Origin of the sequence: Roseateles microcysteis, assembly GCF_036880965.1 — a bacterium.
GTDB lineage: Bacteria > Pseudomonadota > Gammaproteobacteria > Burkholderiales > Burkholderiaceae_C > JAUASW01.
Genome location: NZ_JBAJMV010000001.1, coordinates 472,546 through 490,982, shown reverse-complemented (window position 1 = coordinate 490,982; position 18,437 = coordinate 472,546). Strand labels below are relative to the sequence as shown.

Genomic DNA, 18,437 nt, shown 5'->3' with positions numbered 1-18,437 from the left:
GTTCACGATGTTTTCCAGACGCAACTTTTTCCGCGGCGCCGGCGCTTTGACCGCAGCCGTCTCTGCCAGCGCCGTCAGCCGCGTCGCCCTGGCCGCGCTGCCCGAGCCAGTGCTGCAGACCAAGCCCGACACGATGCCGCCGTTGGTGCCCAACAGCGGACGCCCTTACAACCCCGTAGTCACACTCAACGGCTGGACCTTGCCCTGGCGTATGAACCAGGGCGTCAAGGAGTTCCACTTGGTGGCCGAGCCTGTGGTGCGCGAACTGGCGCCCGGCATGAAGGCCCATCTGTGGGGCTACAACGGGCAGTCGCCGGGCCCGACGATCGAGGTGGTCGAGGGCGATCGGGTGCGCGTCTTCGTCACCAACAAGCTGCCCGAGCACACCAGCATCCACTGGCATGGCCAGCGCCTGCCCAACGGCATGGACGGCGTGTCGGGGCTGACGCAAAAGTCTATCCAGCCTGGTAAGACCTACGTTTACGAGTTCGTTGCACGCCGCCCAGGCACATTCATGTACCACCCGCATGCGGACGAGATGACGCAGATGGCCATGGGCATGATGGGCTTCTGGGTCACACACCCGAAGGTGAAGCACCCGCTGATCGACGAGGTGGACCGCGACTTCTGCTTCCTGCTGAACGCCTTCGACATCGATCCCGGCGCGGCCACGCCCAAGATCATGACGATGACGGATTTCAATCTCTGGTGCTGGAACAGCCGCGTGTTCCCGGGTATCGACACGCTGAACGTGCGCAAGAACGACAAGGTGCGCATTCGCGTCGGCAACCTGACGATGACCAACCATCCGATCCATCTGCATGGGCATGAGTTCGCGGTCACCGGCACCGATGGCGGGCCGACGCCCAAGGCCGGCCGCTGGCCTGAGGTGACGACCGATGTGGCTGTCGGCCAGATGCGCCAGATCGAGTTCGTTGCGGATGAAGAGGGTGATTGGGCCCTCCACTGCCACAAGAGCCACCACACGATGAACGCCATGGGGCACAACGTGCCCACGATGATCGGCGTCGACCACCGCCAGGTGGCCAGGCAGATCACCAAACTCGTGCCCGACTACATGGTGATGGGCGAGCGGGGCATGGCCGACATGGGCGAGATGACGATGCCGCTGCCTGACAACACGCTGCCGATGATGACCGGCGAGGGCCCGTTCGGCGGTGTCGAGATGGGCGGCATGTTCTCGATCCTGAAGGTCCGCAAGGACCAGAAGCGCGGCGACTACAGCGACCCCGGCTGGTACCAGCATCCCAAGGGCGAGGTGGCCTTCGAGTGGACAGGCCAGTTGCCAGAACCCGCACGCTTTGCTGCTGAAGGCGGACAGTCGATGCCACGCAAGATGCCGGCACCGCCCACCGAGGTCAGCGTCCGCAAGCCGACAGGCCACTCTGAGCACTGAGCCATTCAGCCTGCCTCATTGTTTCAATCTCGCTGCAGATCAACGGCGATCTCAAGGACTCACTATGCAACTCATCCCTCAAATTTCGATCTCAGCGCTCGCGCTCACGCTTGTTTCCGGCGCGGCACTGGCCAGCGGCAATCACCCGGGCGGGCACGGCCATGACAGCGATGCCATTGGCAAGCCTGGCATCGCTGCCAAGGCTTTGCGCACCGTCCAGATCAACATGAGCGACGCGATGCGCTTCACGCCGTCGAGCGTGGACGTCAAGCAGGGCGAAACCGTGCGTTTCGTCGTGAAGAACTCCGGTCAGGTCAAGCACGAGATGGTGCTGGGTACCGAGAAGGAGCTCAAGGAACACTATGAGGTCATGAAGAAGTTCCCGGAGATGGAACACGCCGACCCCAACATGGTCACCGTCGCACCTGGCAAGGCCGGCGAGATCGTGTGGCAGTTCACCAAAGCCGGCAAGATCGACTTTGCCTGCCTGCAGCCCGGCCACTACGACGCGGGCATGAAGGGCGCCGTCAACGTCGCCGGCAAGGTCGGTGCGCCCAAGGCTGACAGCCATGCAGACCACAAGCACTGACGCCCTGCCAGGGTCGCTGATGACGCGACGCCAACTGCTGGCCGGCTGCGCCGTTCTGGTGATTGCTGGGCCAGCAAGGGCTCGCAGGGCGACGCCTTCCGAGCTGGCGCCTCGAATTCAGGTCTGGAAAGGCCCGAGCTGCGGTTGCTGCAAGGACTGGATCAGGCACCTGGAGACCAATGGCTTCCAGGTGTCCGTCAGTGACGCTGGCAATACCAATGCACGCAAACAACTGGGCGTCGACATCAAGTACGGCTCATGCCACACCGGCCTGGCCGGCGGCTACGCCATCGAGGGTCATGTGCCGGTGCGCGAGATCCGGCGCCTGCTGCGTGAGCGGCCGCAGGCGCTCGGCCTGGCCGTGCCAGCGATGCCCATCGGATCGCCGGGCATGGATGGCCCGGAGTATGGCCAGCGCAAGGATCCCTACGACGTGCTTCTGCTGAACAAGGACGGCAGCGCACGCACTTATCAAACCTACCGTTGAAGGAGCTACCCATGAACGCACTCAAGAACCTGACCCTGGCCTCGCTGATCGCAGCGAGCGCCGCCCTGGCCGGCACGGCCGCAGCCCAGGCCATGGACCACAGCAAGATGCATGGCACGGCCGCCTCTTCGTCCGCCGCGGATCTGACCGATGGCGAGATCAAGAAGATCGACAAGGACAACAAGAAGCTCACCATCAAGCATGGCGACATCAAGAACCTGGACATGCCCGGCATGACCATGGTGTTCCAGGTCAAGGACCCGGCCATGGTCGACCAGGTCAAGGTGGGCGACAAGATCCGCTTCAAGGTGGAGAAGGGCGCCAGCGGCTTCGTCGTGACGGAGATTCAACAAGCCGCCAAGTGATCCGAGCCATCGACTCGGGCGACCAGATGTCGCCGGGTTGATGAGGATCAACGTGAGGCGCCCCCAGTGGGCGCAACATGGTTTGTGCACTGAATGCTTGAGCGGGACGCGCAATTCCATGACAACAACGCTTGGACGAACGGCCAGAAGGCGGCTTGCAGCTGCCATGCTGTTCGTCTGGGTGTTCGCATTGAGTGCCGGGATGGTCAATGCCTGCGCGTTGGGCGGCGCAGGCGAAGGAGTTGCAGGCTTGGCGCCGCCGCCAAGTCCGGCCCATCAACATGACGCCGCCGCCGAAGAGCACGGGCATCAGGTCCATGCCGGCCACCCAGCTGCGCCTGCTCCGCAGGACCACGAGGGTGCTTGCCAGAAGTTCTGCGACGACGAGCGCTCCGCCTTGAGCCTCTTGGCCAAGGATCTGGGGAGTCCGGGCAGCATGCTACCGCTGCTCGTTCAGTGCAGTTCGCTGGCCTGGACGTCGGCTGATGTCTGGATGGCAGAAGAACCCATCACCCGGGTGCCACCGCGCAAGACGGGGCCACCCATTCCTATCCGCCTTCTGAGGCTGACCATTTAGCCATCCGCCATCGCGCCTCTGGGCAAGCCCAGTCAGGCGCAGATACCGCACGCCCATACTGGCGCGTGCTGGAGGCGGGGCAGCACGCGTGCCTTCGATCTGTACCCCAGTGGGGTTTCCTCGCCGTAACTCTTTCGGAGAGCACCATGAACAAGATTGCCTTCGGCGCCACGGCGCTGCTGTTCGTCGCCGGCCTCGCCACGGCCCAAACCAAAGAGCAGGACCATCAAGCTCACCATCCGGATGGCGCGGCCTCCGCCGCCCGGAACGCGCCGCCGAAGGCCGCTGTCCCTTCTGCCACGAAGAGTCCTGACATGGCCGACAAGATGAAGGTCATGCAGGACATGCACCAGAAGGTGATGGCGGCGAAAACGCCCGAGGAGCGCCAGGCGCTGATGGCCGAGCACATGAAGGCCATGCAGGGTGGCATGGCCATGATGAAGCAGATGTCAGCCGATCCGAAGGCGCGCGGCGCAGCCATGGAGCAGCGCATGGACATGATGCAGATGATGATGGAAATGATGATGGACCGGATGCCTCCGAGCCCCGCCGCTCCGGGCAAGTAACTCCAAGGAGATCGCCATGGAACACGATCATCAACGCGCGCCATTCTGGCGCTCCCGTTTTGGGCTGGGATGGATCGTTCTCGCGGCTGTCGCAGCATGGTTCCTCTGGGAGGAGCACCGTGCGCATCTGCTGGGCTTCCTTCCCTATGCATTCCTGCTCGCCTGCCCGCTGATGCATGTGTTCATGCACCGCGGCCACCACCACGGTGGCGGACATCACCAGCATGGAGACGATCGCGAAGACAAAAGGAGGCAGCCATGACGCACGATGCTCCCGCTTATGGGCTTTGGTCGCTGGTCATCCTGAACTCGGCCGTCTTCGTGATGTTCGCGTTCAGCTTCTTCAAGCCGCAGACGGCACGCGACTGGCGCAGCTTCAGCGCCTTCGCCGCCTTCATCGTTGCGCTGTTCGTCGAGATGTATGGCTTCCCGCTGACGATCTACCTGTTGTCCGGTTGGCTGCAGACACGCTATCCAGGCCTTGACCTGCTGTCACACAACTCGGGCCACCTGTGGTCGACCTTGCTCGGCGAGAAAGGCGATCCGCACTTCGGCGCGCTGCACATTGCCAGCTACATCCTCCTGGGCGGTGGCTTCTGGTTGCTGTCCAGCGCCTGGCATGTGCTGTACCACGCGCAGCGCCGCCACAGCCTGGCGACGGTGGGGCCCTATGCCCGGATCCGCCACCCTCAGTACGTGGCCTTCGTGCTGATCCTGCTGGGCTTCCTGGCGCAATGGCCGACGCTGCTCACGCTCGCGATGTTCCCGATCCTGCTCGTCATGTACGGCCGCCTGGCCATCACCGAGGAGCACGAGATGGAACAGCAGTTTGGCGACGCCTACCGCCGCTATGCCGCCCGCACGCCACGCTTCATCCCGGCGCTCGGCGGGGCGCAGGCAGCGACCTGAGCGCGATACCGGGGCAAGGGCAGGTCGGAGCTCGGGACAGGCTCATGCTGCGCGGCGTCGTCGAGTCCAGCCTGCTGCGCTCCTTGCTTCGGCGGGCCGACAGCCGCGCATTTCCAATCGTGGTGGCTGGCACGGCGACGGTCTCGACCTTGTCGATGTCAGTGCCATTCGCGAGCCTGCTGATCGCCGCGGTGTTGATGGCGCCGAAGCGTTGGCGGGCGATCGCAATCAGCTCAAGTGTGGGCGCCGCTCTGGGTGGGGGCCTGCTCTACCTGGCCTTTCATCATCTGGGGTGGGAGTTGTTGTTCACCCGCTATCCCGATGTGCTGCGCTCTGTAGCCTGGAGTGACGCGACGCGATGGCTGGGGGCCTACGGCGTGCTGGCCCTGTTTGTCATTGGCGCGACACCGCTGCCGCTGACTCCAGCGCTGATGCTCGCCGGCATCACTCGATTGCCAGTCGTCGAGGTCATGCTGGCGCTCTGGCTGGGCAAGCTCGTGAAGTACCTGGCCTATGCCTGGCTGGCTTCGAGGTTTCCGGCGCGTGCGATGCGAACCGAGTGGCCACACCTGGAGACCCTCCACGCCCTGCTCGTGCGAGGCGTGGGGTCTCGGCCTGCCATGCCGTCATCCGATGACGGGGCTCATTGATTCTTGTGCACCTTCGCGTGGTCATGCAGGGGCTTTGCCTTGGCCTTGGCGGGCGCTGAAGCCGCCGAAGCAGCCGCAGGCGCGCAAGGCATGTTCGCTGCGCTGGGCATGCCCCGCTCGGCACCATGGTCGTGGCGCTTCGCCTTGGCGCCAGCGCACTCAGTCGGCGAGGATGCGGCCGAGGCGGCCGGGGCCGGGCGGTCCTGCGCCATCGTTGCGGTGGAGGCCATCATGAGGAGGGCCAATGATGCAAGAGGTACCAATTTGCGCATGTCGCTACTCCTGGAGGTTGTGGACACTTCAGCCGGTGCTGACTCGAGGATCAGCTTAGGTAGGCATCCGATGAACTGCGTTGATGCGCATCAAGGCAAGTGCGGCGCGCAACTGGGCGATGGACCCGCAGGCCCGGATACTGAACGACGGTTCGGTCCCCCCGGGGAAAAATCCTTGACCTTACCATCGTGTCAAGGTCGAGACTGCGGCAGTCGATCCACCCGTCGGCGGACGCGCCATTGCAGGGAGCACCATGAAGAACGAGCACGAGCACCATGAGCCGGTCACGCCAGCGGTCTACACCTGCCCGATGCATCCGGAGATCCGGCAGGATCGACCCGGGCAATGCCCCATCTGCGGCATGAATCTGGTATCGGCTGAAGCGGCTGCGCAGCATGGACATACAGGTCACCAGCATCACCACCACCCCGCGTCTGCGCCGCACCAGGCGGAGACACATGTGGGTCATGCACCAACGTCCTCCTCGGAAACTGCGATCCGCGTACCCGCGTCTGGAGCCGGGGCGACGATCTACACCTGCCCCATGCATCCTGAGATCCGTCAGGACCATCCGGGGAACTGCCCGAAATGCGGCATGACGCTGGAGCCGCTGCTGCCCGAGCTGGAAGAGGAAGACAACCCGGAGCTCGTCGACTTCCAGCAGCGTTTCTGGTGGACGCTGCCGCTGACCGTGGTCGTCACCGTGCTGGCCATGCTCGGGCACCGGTTGCAGTGGTTCGAGATGACCACCCAGAGCTGGATCGAACTGGTGCTGACGCTGCCTGTCGCGCTCTGGGCGGGCTGGCCCTTCTTCCGGCGAGGCCTGCAGTCGCTGCTGAACCGCAGCCCCAATATGTGGACGCTCATCGGGCTGGGAACCGGTGCTGCGTTCGTGTACAGCGTGGTCGCAACGGTGGTGCCCGAGGTCTTTCCGGCGTCCTTCCGGGCGATGGGCCGGGTGGCCGTCTACTTCGAGGCCGCGGCTGTCATCATCTCGCTGACGCTGCTCGGGCAGATCCTGGAACTGAAGGCGCGCTCGCAGACCTCGGCGGCCATCAAGTCGCTGCTGGGTCTGGCGCCCAAGACGGCAAGGCACATTGACGAGCAGGGCGTCGAGAGCGACATCCTGCTATCCCACGTGCATGTCGGCGACCTGCTGCGCGTTCGTCCCGGCGAGAAGGTGCCGGTGGACGGTATGGTGGTCGAAGGCCGCAGCGCGGTGGACGAAGCGATGCTGACCGGTGAGCCGGTGCCGGTCGTCAAGTCGCCGGGCGACAAGCTGATCGGCGCCACGTTGAACACCAATGGTGCGCTGGTCATGCGTTCGGAGCGGGTGGGGTCCGCAACCATGCTGGCGCAGATCGTGCAGATGGTGGCGCAGGCCCAGCGATCGCGGGCGCCGATGCAACGCATGGCCGATCAGGTGGCCGGCTACTTCGTCGTCGCCGTGGTCGGCATCGCCGTGCTGACGCTGCTGGCCTGGGGCTTCTTCGGCCCCGAGCCGAGCTGGGTCTACGGCCTGGTCAATGCGGTGGCCGTGCTCATCATTGCCTGCCCCTGCGCGCTGGGCCTAGCCACCCCGATGTCGATCATGGTCGCGACCGGACGCGGCGCCACCAGCGGCGTGCTGTTCCGCGATGCCGCCGCGATCGAGAACCTGCGCAAGGTCGATGCGCTCATCATCGACAAGACCGGCACGCTGACCGAGGGCCGGCCGGTATTCGACCGGCTGATCCCGACGCCCGGTATCGATGAGGCCGAGTTGCTTCGCCTGGCCGCCAGCCTGGACCAGGGCAGCGAGCATCCGCTGGCCGAGGCCATCGTCAAGGCGGCGCGCGAGCGCGGGCTCTCGTTGGCCAAACCCGAGGGCTTCGAGTCCGGCACCGGCATCGGCGTGCGCGGCATCGTGGAGGGGCGTCAGCTGGCGCTGGGCAATACGGCACTGATGCAGCAGGTGGGTGTCGACGTCGGCTTGCTGCTGCCGCAGGCCGAGACGCTGCGGGCCGAAGGGGCCAGTGTGATGTACCTCGCGGCCGACGGGCACTTGCTGGGCCTGCTGGCTGTCTCCGACCCGGTCAAGGCCAGCACGCCAGAGGCACTGGCCGCACTGCGCGCTGCCGGGCTGCGCATCGTCATGGCCACCGGTGATGGTCTGACCACGGCCCGTGCCGTCGGGGCTCGGCTGGGCATAGCCGAAGTGCACGGCGAGGTGAAACCAGCCGACAAGCTGGCGCTGGTGTCGCGCCTGCAGACCGAGGGCCGCATCGTCGCCATGGCCGGCGATGGCATCAACGACGCACCGGCGCTGGCCAAGGCTGATGTCGGCATTGCCATGGGCACGGGGACCGACGTGGCGATGAACAGCGCCCAGGTGACCTTGGTGAAGGGAGACCTGCGCGGCATCTCGACGGCGCGGGCGCTGTCGGAGGCGACGGTCGCTAACATGAAGCAGAACCTGATGTTCGCCTTCGTCTACAACGCCCTGGGTATCCCGATTGCCGCCGGCCTGCTGTATCCGTTTACCGGCTGGCTGCTGTCGCCGATGATCGCGGCGCTGGCGATGAGCCTGAGCTCGGCCTCGGTCATCACCAACGCGCTGCGGCTGCGGCGCGGGTGATGGGGCTGCCTTGGCCACCTTCAACCACGGCCGGTGCTTCGCGATGCACTGACGCCATGGGTTCCGCCCAAGTGCAGCTTGGCATCTTCCGGACGCTTGGCGCTGGCCGGTCCTTCACTCAGCTCCTTCAGGATCTGGCAGTCAGCGCCGGCATTGGGGCCGTCGCAGCGTGTGCGAAGACCGACCAATTCATGCTTCAAGGCCGTCAGCTCGGCGATGCGTTGCGCAACATGTGCAATGTGCTCGTCGAGCAATAGGTTGACTTCACCGCAACCATCTCGGGGCGCGTCCTTCAGCCGCAGCAGCGCTCGCACTTCGTCCAGCGCCATGTCCAGTGATCGACATTTGCGGATGAACGACAAGCGCTCGACATGCGTGCCGTCATAGCTGCGGTAGTTGGACGCCGTCCGCGCCGGTGCAGGCAGCAGCCCCTCGCGTTCGTAGAAGCGAATCGTCTCCACCTGAGTGGCCGTCGCGGCAGCCAAATCCCCGATCTTCATCGACACCTTTCAATCATTGGCCAGGGGCACTTGACTCTACACCCGCTACAGGGTTTCAAATGGCCCCATGGATGCTCAAACCACCAGTCCTGCGGCGACCGACTCCACCTGCGAAACGGCCTGTTGCGGTTCGTCATGCGCTCAAGTGCCAGAAATCGCATCGATGCCAGCCGGCCCCGCGGATTCGGCGACACGGCGCTATCGAATTGCCACGATGGACTGCGCCACCGAGGAATCGGAGATCCGCAGGGCACTCGAGCCGATCGGCGAAATCAAGTCTTTGCGTTTCGACCTCGGTGAGCGCGTGATGTCGATCGTCGCCGATCCTGCTGCCCTGGATACCGCACTGGCGGCGATCCGAAAGATTGGCTTCACCCCGCAATTGCTGGATGTGGCGGTGCCGGGAGCTACGGGCGGATCGGGCCATGTCGAGACTGCACCGTTGAAGTCGGAGCTACCGAAGTTGCTGCTTGCGTTGCTGATGGCTCTCGTGGCCGAGGGCCTGTTCTTCCTGGCGGCCGACGGGCTGATGCTCAAGCTGGCTGAAATGCTCTTCGCGGGAACGGCCATCGCGTTGTCGGGCTTCAGCACCTACAAGAAGGGTCTGGCCGCCCTGCGTTCGGGACGCCTGAACATCAACGCGCTGATGGCAGTGGCGGTCACCGGCGCCTTCTTGATCGGACAATGGCCGGAGGCCGGCATGGTGATGGCGCTATACGCCATTGCCGAGTTGATTGAAGCGCGCGCCGTCGATCGGGCTCGCAACGCCATCCAGAGCTTGCTGGCGATGGCGCCCGAACACGCTGAGGTGCAGCAGGCCGATGGCTCGTGGGCGCGGCAACTTGTCGCTGTGGTGCCCGTTGGCGCCTTGGTACGCCTGCGGCCCGGTGAACGCGTGCCCCTCGACGGCGTGCTGATATCCGGCACTGGCAGCGTTGACCAGGCGCCGGTCACCGGCGAGAGCATCCCGGTCGACAAGGCTGCGGGCGACGAACTCTATGCCGGCACGATCAACCAGACCGCCGCGCTCGAGTTCCGGGTCACCGCGCTGGCTTCAAACAGCACCTTGGCGCGCATCATCCACGCGGTGGAGCAGGCGCAGGGCGCGCGCGCGCCGACGCAGCGTTTTGTCGACCGCTTCGCCGCGATCTACACACCTGCGGTGTTCCTGCTTGCCATCGCCGTCGCACTGCTCACGCCCTGGCTCGCAGGATGGAGCTGGATGCTTGCGCTCTACAAGGCGCTGGTCCTGCTGGTCATCGCCTGCCCCTGTGCGCTGGTGATCTCGACGCCGGTGACTGTCGTGAGCGCGCTGGCCGCAGCCGCTCGGCGTGGCGTCCTCATCAAGGGCGGTGTCTACCTGGAGCAGGCGCGCAAGCTCAAGGCCGTGGCGCTGGACAAGACGGGCACGATCACGGCGGGCAAGCCGACCTTGGTCGCGTTCCAGGTGCTCGACGAATCGGCGGACAGCAACGCTCTGGCCACGCTCGCCCTGAGCTTGGCGAGCCGCTCCGATCACCCGGTATCGAGCGCCATCGCGCAAGGCCTGCGCGCTGGCAACTTTCAAGCAGCCATGCTGAACGTCGATGACTTTGCCGCCGTGGCGGGTCGAGGCGTCCAAGGCCAGATGGCGGGCGCCGGCTATGTGCTGGCCAACCATCGCTGGATCGAGGAACGCGGCCAATGCTCGCCGGCCATCGAAGGCCAGTTGCGCGAGCATGAGAAGAACGGCCGAACTGTGACCCTGCTGGCCAGCGAGCAAGGTGCGCTGGCCCTCTGCGCCGTGGCCGACACGATCAAGCCCTCGTCGCAGCAGGCCGTGGCCGCCCTGAAAGCGCTGGGCGTCACGCCGGTGATGCTCACCGGCGACAACCAGGCGACGGCTGAGGCCATTGCCGCTCAGGCGGGCATTGCCGAGGTTCGCGGCAATCTGCTGCCAGAGGACAAGCTGGCGGCCATTCAAGACCTGCAACGCCGGCTGGGCCCTACGGGCATGACCGGTGACGGCATCAACGATGCGCCAGCCCTGGCGCAGGCCGATATCGGTTTCGCAATGGGTGCCGCAGGGACGCACACGGCCATGGAAGCGGCCGATGTGCTGGTCATGAACGACGACTTGCAGCGCTTGCCCGAGACCATCCGCCTGTCCCGCCGCACCCATGCCGTGCTGTGGCAGAACATCACACTTGCGCTTGGCATCAAGGCTGGCTTCCTGGTGGCGGCGGTGCTCGGGGATGCCAGCATGTGGATGGCTGTTTTCGCCGACATGGGGGCCAGCCTGCTGGTGGTGTTCAATGGGCTGCGCCTGTTGAAGGCGGACGTCAGCCGCTGATCCCGCCACACGGTCCGTCTATATACTTTCCGCCATGCGTCGTTGCATCGTCTTCCTCTTTGCCCTGTTGGTGCTGCTCCAGTTCTCCTGGGCGACGGCGGCCAGCTATTGCGGGCATGAGGACAGCGCTCCAAAGCACCGCACGCACTTCGGTCACCATGCCCATTCGCATGAAGGCGATGTGAACACCGGCGAGTCCGCCGGCAAATCGAGCGCAAAGAGTGTGCTGCAGGCGGCCGATCTCGATCATGGGCATTGCCACCTGAACCAGCTGGCTCTCGCCTACGGCGAGGGGCTGCTGCTCCCGCCGCAAGAGCGGTCCGCCCCACCGACCGACCTCCCATGCGTGGGGGAGTCCTTTGTACCGGAGGGGCTGGACCGCCCCAACTGGCTGCGCGCCTGATTCGGCGCGTCGTCTTCCAGCTTTCATTGCCAGGCTCGTCCAGCGAGCCGACGTAGCGCCGAACCCATCCCCCGTTGTTTCCACAACCCGGAGAGTTCGATGCGAAGCCATTTTCGAGGCTTGTTGTCACCGCTGACATTGGCGGTGCTGTGTATATCCTTTTTCCCTGCACGGGCGGCCACGGGCGAGTCTGCTGCCAAGCCCGCCGTTGACGCCACCCCGTCCAGCTCGCCTGTTGATGCAGGCCTGACCCTGAGCGAGGCACTTCGCCTTGCCCTGACGCACAACCCCGACCTGGCCATCGCCCGGCTGGAGCTGCAGGCGATGGCCGGCGCCGAGACCCAGGCCGGTGCGCGACCCAACCCCGAGTTGGGCGTGCTGGTCGAGGACACCCGCAACGCCACGCGGACGACCACCGTGCAATGGGCCCAGCCCCTTGAGCTGGGCGGCAAGCGTTCGGCGCGCCTGGCCGCAGCGGCGCGTGCGCGTGAGCAGGCTGGCGTGGCGCTCGAGGCCAAGCAAGCCGAGTTGCGCGCGGCGGTCACCAGTGCCTTCTTCGAGCTGCTGGGGGCCCAGGAGCAAGTGCGCCTGAGTCTGGGTTCGCTGGAGCTGGCGCGAACCGCCTTCGGCATTGCCACGAAGCGACTGCAAGCGGGCAAAGTGCCACCGCTGGAGCAGGCCAAGGCCTTGGTCGCCGAGGCCGCCGCCCGGGCGGACCTGGCACAGTCCCAGAGCGACCAGCTGTTGGCCCGACAGCGGCTGCGCGCGCTGTGGGGCCCCGGCGCTGTCGAATTCGGGCAGGCCGCCGGCAACGCAGACCTGCTGCCTGACTTGCCAGGCGCGCAGCGCCTGGGCGAAATGATCGTCGAGGCGCCGGCGATCCGGCTGGCGCGGCTGGACATTGCCCGCCGTCAAGCCTTGAGCGAAGGCGAGCGAGCCAAACGTGTGCCCGACCTGACTCTCACTGTGGGCGCCAAGCGCGATGCAGAGCTGGGCCGTACCCAGGCGGTGATCGGGCTGTCCATGCCGCTGCCGTTGCTGGACAGCAATCAGGGCAATCTGCTCGAAGCGCTGCGCCGCGAAGACCAGGCGCGCGAAGCACTGACGGCGGTGACCTTGCGCCTGCAGGCGGAGGTGACTCAGGCGCTCGAGAAATTGCGACTGACGCGCGAGCAGGCGCAGATGCTGCGCAGAGAGGCGCTGCCCACCGCTCAAACCGCCTATGACGCAGCCGTGAAGGGTTTCGAGTTGGGCAAGTTCGCCTTCATCGATGTGCTCGATGCCCAACGCACGCTGTTTCAGCTGCGGCAGCAAATCCTGCGCAACACCGCCGACGCCTATCGCGCCGCCACCGAACTCGACCGTCTGCTGGGCAGCTCCGCCGCCAGCAATGGTCAACCCCTGGAGTAAACAGTGATGACAACGGACATCAAGAACAAGAAGTCAGCCCTGGCAATTGCCGCTGTTCTGGTCGTGGGCCTGGTGCTGGGCGCGGCGATTCTGCGCACCGACAAGGTCCAGCCGGCGGGCGAGGACCATGGCCATGCGGAGGCAGGCCATGCCGAAGAAGGGCACGGCGACAAGGGACATGACAAGGAAGGTCACAGCGACAGCGACCACCACGCACAGGCCGCACCGGCCACCAGAGGCCCCCATGGCGGCAAGTTGTTCACGCAGGCGGGCTTCGGGCTGGAACTCAGCATCTTCGAGACGGACGTGCCACCCGAGTTCCGTATCTACCTCTACCATGAAGGCAGGCCTGTGCCACCTGAACAGGCCAAGGTCAAGGTCCGCGTGGAGCGACTGGGACGGTCGCCAGAGCTGTTCGACTTCGCCGCCGAAAAGGACTACCTCAAGGGTTCGGCCACCGTCGAGGAGCCGCATTCCTTCTTTGGCACCATCGAGGCGAGCATCGCCGGCCAGGCACTCGAGTTCAAGTTCGAGCAGGCCGAGGGCCGTGTGCAGATCAGCGAGGAGCAGCTCAAGCGCAACGGGGTCGACATCGCCATCGCCGGCCCGGCGCGCATTCGCAGCAGCCTGCAACTGCTCGGCGAGATCAGGCTGAATCAAGACGCCACGGTATTCGTCACGCCGCGCCTGGCCGGCATCGTCGAGGCCGTGCGTGCCAACGCGGGCGACCGCGTGCGCAAGGGCCAGGTCCTGGCCGTCATCTCCAGTCAAGCGCTGGCCGACCAGCGCAGCGAAGTGTTGGCAGCGCAGAAGCGCCTGGCTCTGGCCAAGACCACCTTCGAGCGTGAGAAGCGGCTGTGGGAGGAGAAGATCTCCGCCGAGCAGGACTACCTGCTTGCCAGGCAGGCCTATCAGGAGCTCGAAATCGCCGTCGAAAGCGCGCGCCAGAAGCTGGGCAGCCTCGGTGTTGCCCCTGGCGAATCGACGCAAGGCCTGACCCGCTACGAGATCCGCTCACCGATTGACGGCGTCGTTACCGACAAGAAGATCAGCATCGGCGAAGTGCTGAAGGAAGATGCACCCATTTTCCAGGTTGCCGACCTGTCCTCCGTCTGGGTCGAGCTGACGGTACCGGCCAAGGACGTGAATGCGCTGAAGGTGGGCGATGCCGCCACGGTTCAGTCCTCGGCCTTCGTGGCCCAGGCCACGGCCAGGTTGAGCTATGTGGGAGCGCTGGTTGGTGAGCAGAGTCGCAACGCCACGGCGCGTCTGCTGCTGCCCAATCCCAAGGGCTTGTGGCGTCCGGGGCTCCCGGTCACGGTGGACCTGACTTCGGACGAAGTCGCGGTGCCTGTGGCCGTTCTCGCCGAAGGGGTGCAATCACTGGGCGGCGGTCCGGTGGTGTTTGGTCGCTACGGCCAGCTCTTCGAGGCGCGACCGGTGGAGACCGGGCGCAGCGACGGCCGTTACGTGGAAGTGCTCAAGGGCCTCACGGCCGGTGAACGCTATGCCGCCAAGAACAGCTTCCTGGTCAAGGCGGACATCGGCAAGGCCGGCGCCAGCCATGACCACTGAGGGCGGCATCACCATGTTTGAAAAACTCATCCGCTTCGCTATCGAGCAGCGCTGGTTCGTCCTGGTCAGCGTGCTGGCCATGGCCGCGCTGGGCATCTTCAGCTACCAGCGCCTGCCCATCGACGCCGTGCCGGACATCACCAATGTCCAGGTGCAGATCAACACGCCGGCGGCCGGCTACTCGCCGCTCGAATCCGAACAGCGCATCACCTTTCCCATCGAAACGGCCATGGCAGGCCTGCCGAGCCTGGAGCAGACGCGCTCGCTCTCTCGGTACGGCCTCTCCCAGGTCACCGTGGTCTTCAAGGAGGGCACCAACATCTACTTCGCGCGGCAACTGGTCAACGAGCGCATCCAGGAGGCCAAGGCCAAGCTGCCCGCCGGCATCATCCCGTCGATGGGTCCGATCGCCACCGGACTGGGTGAGATCTATCTGTGGACGGTGGACGCCAAGCCGGGCGCGCTCAAGCCCGACGGCAGCCCCTACACGCCGATGGACTTGCGTGAGATCCAGGACTGGATCATCAAGCCGCAGTTGCGCACCGTCCCTGGGGTGACCGAGATCAACACGATCGGCGGCTACGCGAAGGAATACCTGGTCGCGCCGTCGCCCGACAAGCTGGTGGCACGGGGCTTGAGTTTCGGCGACCTGGTGCTGGCGCTGGAGCGCAACAACGCCAACGTCGGCGCAGGCTACATCGAGCACCGCGGCGAGCAGGTGTTGATACGTGCGCCCGGCCAGGTCAGCACCATCGAGGACATCGCGGACATCGTGGTCGGCAACGTGCAGGGAACGCCGGTGCGGGTTCGCGATGTAGCCGAAGTGTCGCTGGGCCGCGAGATGCGCACGGGCGCCGCGACCCGGGATGGCCACGAGGTCGTTCTCGGTACGGTGTTCCTGCTGATGGGCGAGAACAGCCGCACCGTGTCGAAGGCCGTGGACAAGAAGCTGGAAGAAATCAACCGCAGCCTGCCGGCCGGCGTCGTCGCCAACACGGTCTACGACCGAACTGTGCTGATCGACAAGGCCATCGCCACGGTCAAGACCAATCTGCTCGAGGGCGCCTTGCTGGTGATTGCCGTGCTGTTCGTCTTCTTGGGCAACATCCGCGCGGCCCTCATCACGGCAGCGGTGATTCCGCTGGCCATGCTGTTCACCTTCACCGGCATGCTGACGAACAAGGTCAGCGCCAACCTGATGAGCCTGGGTGCACTGGACTTCGGCATCATCGTTGACGGCGCTGTGGTCATCGTCGAGAACTGTGTGCGACGGCTGGCCCATGCCCAGACGCTGGCGGGGCGGCCGCTGAACCGCACCGAACGCTTTCACGAAGTCTTCACGGCCGCACGTGAAGCGCGCCGGCCCTTGCTCTACGGGCAGCTCATCATCATGGTGGTCTACCTGCCCATCTTTGCGCTCACCGGCGTGGAGGGCAAGATGTTCCACCCGATGGCCTTCACGGTGGTGGCCGCGCTGCTCGGCGCGATGCTGCTCTCGGTGACCTTCATTCCGGCGGCAGTGGCGATGCTGATCGGCCAGAACGTCGGCGAGAAGGAGAACCGCCTGATGGCCTGGGCCAAGCGGGGCTATGCGCCGCTGCTGGACTGGGCGCTGCTGAACAAGCCGCTGGTCATGACGGTGGCGGCGGTGTCGGTGGCGCTGAGCGGCCTGCTGGCCACGCGCATGGGCAGCGAATTCATCCCCAGCCTGGACGAACACGACATTGCGCTGCACGCCTTGCGCATTCCCGGCACCAGTCTGACGCAGGCCATCGCCATGCAGACCGAGCTGGAACGCACGATCAAGGCATTTCCAGAGGTGGACAAGGTCTTCGCCAAGCTGGGCACGGCCGAGGTCGCGACTGACCCCATGCCGCCCAACGTGGCCGACAACCTGGTGATGCTCAAGCCCCGCTCGGAATGGCCGGATCCCCGGCGCAGCAAGGACTCCCTGGTCAGCGCCATGCAGCAGGCCGTCGCCAAGGTTCCGGGCAACAACTACGAGTTCACGCAGCCGATTCAGATGCGCTTCAACGAGCTGATCTCGGGCGTGCGCAGTGATGTGGCGCTGAAGATCTTTGGCGACGACGCGGCAACCATGGCCGCCATCGGTGAGCAAGCCGCCAAGGTGCTGGAGGGCGTTCCGGGTGCGGAGGACGTGAAGGTCGAGCAGACCTCGGGCCTGCCGATGCTGACCCTGCAGCTGGACCGCAAGCAGCTCGCGCGCCTGGGCCTTAGCGTGGCCGAGGTCCAGGACACCGTGTCCATGGCCATCGGCGGCCAGGAGGCCGGCTCGCTGTTCCAGGGCGACCGACGCTTCGACATTCGGGTGCGCCTGCCGGACGCGCTGCGCAATGACCCCGACGCCATGATGCGCTTGCCCATCCGCCTGCCGCTGGACCATGGCAAGGCAGCCTATGTGCAGCTCGGCGACGTCGCCACGTTCGACATGACGCCGGGGCCCAACCAGGTCAACCGCGAGAACGGCAAGCGCTTCGTGGTCGTCACCGCCAATGTACGCGGCCGTGACATCGGGTCCTTCGTGGCGGATGCACAGGCGCAGATGCAGGCCAAGGTGAAGGTGCCGAGCGGCTATTGGACGATCTGGGGCGGCACGTTTGAACAACTGCAGTCGGCAGCCCAGCGCCTGCAGATCGTCGTGCCGGTGGCCCTGCTGATGGTGTTCCTGCTCCTGTTCGCGATGTTCAGCAACGTCAAGGACGGTCTGCTGGTGTTTACCGGCGTGCCGTTTGCGCTGACCGGCGGCATCGTGGCGCTGTGGCTGCGCGACATCCCGCTGTCGATCTCGGCCGGCGTGGGGTTCATCGCCCTGTCCGGCGTAGCGGTGCTCAACGGCTTGGTGATGATTGCCTACATCCGCTCGCTGCGCGACGACGGCCTGCCGCTGGACGCTGCCGTTCGGGAGGGTGCCTTGACCCGGCTGCGGCCGGTGTTGATGACGGCCCTGGTCGCGTCGCTGGGCTTCGTGCCGATGGCCATCGCCAATGGCACCGGCGCGGAAGTGCAGCGTCCGCTGGCGACGGTGGTGATCGGTGGCATCCTCTCGTCCACGGCGCTGACCTTGTTGGTGCTGCCCGTGCTTTATCGTTGGGCCCATCGACGTGACCGCAAGCTGGAGACCGTGACATGACAAACGCCAAGACCCACTGGGAGACCGTCTACCGAAGCAAACCGGCCGATACGGTCAGCTGGTTTCAGCCGCATGCGCAGCAGTCCCTGGACCTTGTCCAACGCATTGCAGGCGTCAACGGCAGCCGCGTCATCGACGTGGGCGGTGGCGCTTCGACGCTGGTCGACGACCTCCTTGCACAGCCGAACTTTGAGCTCTCCGTTCTCGACATCTCGGCTGCTGCCCTGGATGTGGCCCGGCAGCGGCTCGGCCGACAGGCGAAGGCCGTGCAGTGGATCGTCGGCGACATCACCCAGGTGCCCTTGGCCGAGCAGGCCTACGACATCTGGCACGACCGCGCCGTGTTTCACTTCCTGACCGAGCCGGCGCAGCGTGCTGCCTATGTGGCGCAGGTGCGGCGCGCGGTGCGGCCGGGCGGGCATGTCATCGTTGCCGCATTCGGCCCCGACGGGCCGACCCAGTGCAGCGGCCTGCCCGTCATGCGCTATGCACCGGACGAACTGCATGCGCAGTTTGGCGGTGCGTTCGAGTTGCTGGAGCAACTGACCGAAGCTCATCGCACGCCTTCGGGCGCCATCCAGCAATTCGTCTACTGTCACTGCGTCATGCAGTGACA

General features: G+C 65.4%; 18 protein-coding genes. 16 read left to right on the top strand and 2 right to left on the bottom strand.

Annotation, left to right across the window (positions count from 1 at the left end; translation table 11 throughout):
- Window positions 1-7: 7 nt before the first annotated feature.
- The 9 genes from V3596_RS02270 (at window position 8) to V3596_RS02230 (ending at window position 5,560) form a co-directional block, all read left to right on the top strand.
- Complete coding sequence (locus tag V3596_RS02270) at window positions 8-1,417, top strand: copper oxidase (RefSeq protein ID WP_334275969.1); 1,410 nt, start codon at window positions 8-10, stop codon at window positions 1,415-1,417.
- 64 nt (window positions 1,418-1,481) lie between these two features.
- Window positions 1,482-2,006, top strand: coding sequence for a cupredoxin domain-containing protein (locus V3596_RS02265; RefSeq protein WP_334275968.1), 525 nt, complete (start codon window positions 1,482-1,484; stop codon window positions 2,004-2,006).
- On the top strand, window positions 1,987-2,493 hold the full coding sequence (locus V3596_RS02260; RefSeq protein ID WP_334275967.1) for a DUF411 domain-containing protein: 507 nt from the start codon (window positions 1,987-1,989) through the stop codon (window positions 2,491-2,493). Before V3596_RS02265 ends, V3596_RS02260 begins: the two co-directional genes overlap by 20 nt.
- A gap of 11 nt (window positions 2,494-2,504) precedes the next feature.
- Window positions 2,505-2,858 carry a copper-binding protein gene (locus tag V3596_RS02255; RefSeq protein ID WP_334275966.1) on the top strand — a complete coding sequence of 118 codons (354 nt, stop codon included), beginning with the start codon at window positions 2,505-2,507 and terminating at the stop codon, window positions 2,856-2,858.
- 166 nt (window positions 2,859-3,024) lie between these two features.
- Complete coding sequence (locus V3596_RS02250) at window positions 3,025-3,435, top strand: hypothetical protein (RefSeq protein WP_334275965.1); 411 nt, start codon at window positions 3,025-3,027, stop codon at window positions 3,433-3,435.
- Window positions 3,436-3,581: 146 nt separating this feature from the next.
- Window positions 3,582-4,001: a hypothetical protein gene (locus V3596_RS02245; RefSeq protein ID WP_334275964.1), complete on the top strand. Its 420-nt coding sequence runs from the start codon at window positions 3,582-3,584 to the stop codon at window positions 3,999-4,001.
- A 16-nt stretch (window positions 4,002-4,017) separates the two neighbouring features.
- The gene (locus V3596_RS02240; protein ID WP_334275963.1) at window positions 4,018-4,263 is read left to right on the top strand and encodes a DUF2933 domain-containing protein; all 246 of its coding nucleotides are present in this window, start codon (window positions 4,018-4,020) and stop codon (window positions 4,261-4,263) included.
- Complete coding sequence (locus tag V3596_RS02235) at window positions 4,260-4,910, top strand: methyltransferase family protein (RefSeq protein ID WP_334275962.1); 651 nt, start codon at window positions 4,260-4,262, stop codon at window positions 4,908-4,910. The genes V3596_RS02240 and V3596_RS02235 overlap by 4 nt, the downstream gene beginning before the upstream one ends.
- Before the next feature lie 44 nt (window positions 4,911-4,954).
- Window positions 4,955-5,560 carry a YqaA family protein gene (locus tag V3596_RS02230; protein ID WP_334275960.1) on the top strand — a complete coding sequence of 202 codons (606 nt, stop codon included), beginning with the start codon at window positions 4,955-4,957 and terminating at the stop codon, window positions 5,558-5,560.
- Here the strand turns inward: V3596_RS02230 and V3596_RS02225 are convergent.
- Window positions 5,554-5,793, bottom strand: a complete 240-nt coding sequence (locus V3596_RS02225) for a hypothetical protein (RefSeq protein WP_334275959.1) — start codon at window positions 5,791-5,793, stop codon at window positions 5,554-5,556. The genes V3596_RS02230 and V3596_RS02225 overlap by 7 nt on opposite strands.
- 293 nt (window positions 5,794-6,086) lie before the next feature.
- Between V3596_RS02225 and V3596_RS02220 the strand changes: the two genes are divergently transcribed.
- On the top strand, window positions 6,087-8,450 hold the full coding sequence (locus tag V3596_RS02220; protein ID WP_334275958.1) for a copper-transporting P-type ATPase: 2,364 nt from the start codon (window positions 6,087-6,089) through the stop codon (window positions 8,448-8,450).
- A gap of 20 nt (window positions 8,451-8,470) precedes the next feature.
- Here V3596_RS02220 and cadR read toward each other — a convergent pair whose 3' ends face one another.
- Window positions 8,471-8,950 (bottom strand): Cd(II)/Pb(II)-responsive transcriptional regulator, encoded by a 480-nt coding sequence (cadR, locus tag V3596_RS02215; RefSeq protein WP_334275957.1) that lies wholly within the window; start codon window positions 8,948-8,950, stop codon window positions 8,471-8,473.
- A gap of 67 nt (window positions 8,951-9,017) precedes the next feature.
- Between cadR and V3596_RS02210 the strand changes: the two genes are divergently transcribed.
- From V3596_RS02210 to V3596_RS02185, 6 genes are all read left to right on the top strand, one after another.
- Window positions 9,018-11,282, top strand: a complete 2,265-nt coding sequence (locus V3596_RS02210; protein ID WP_395385749.1) for a heavy metal translocating P-type ATPase — start codon at window positions 9,018-9,020, stop codon at window positions 11,280-11,282.
- Window positions 11,283-11,316: 34 nt separating this feature from the next.
- Window positions 11,317-11,685, top strand: coding sequence for a cobalt-zinc-cadmium resistance protein (locus V3596_RS02205; protein WP_334275955.1), 369 nt, complete (start codon window positions 11,317-11,319; stop codon window positions 11,683-11,685).
- A 99-nt stretch (window positions 11,686-11,784) separates the two neighbouring features.
- The gene (locus V3596_RS02200) at window positions 11,785-13,095 is read left to right on the top strand and encodes a TolC family protein (RefSeq protein ID WP_334275954.1); all 1,311 of its coding nucleotides are present in this window, start codon (window positions 11,785-11,787) and stop codon (window positions 13,093-13,095) included.
- Window positions 13,096-13,101: 6 nt separating this feature from the next.
- Entirely contained in the window at window positions 13,102-14,670 is a 1,569-nt protein-coding gene (locus V3596_RS02195) for an efflux RND transporter periplasmic adaptor subunit (protein ID WP_334275953.1), read from the top strand.
- Between the two features lie 13 nt (window positions 14,671-14,683).
- Entirely contained in the window at window positions 14,684-17,821 is a 3,138-nt protein-coding gene (locus tag V3596_RS02190) for an efflux RND transporter permease subunit (protein ID WP_334275952.1), read from the top strand.
- Entirely contained in the window at window positions 17,818-18,435 is a 618-nt protein-coding gene (locus V3596_RS02185) for a class I SAM-dependent methyltransferase (protein ID WP_334275951.1), read from the top strand. Before V3596_RS02190 ends, V3596_RS02185 begins: the two co-directional genes overlap by 4 nt.
- The last annotated feature ends 2 nt before the right edge of the window (window positions 18,436-18,437 follow it).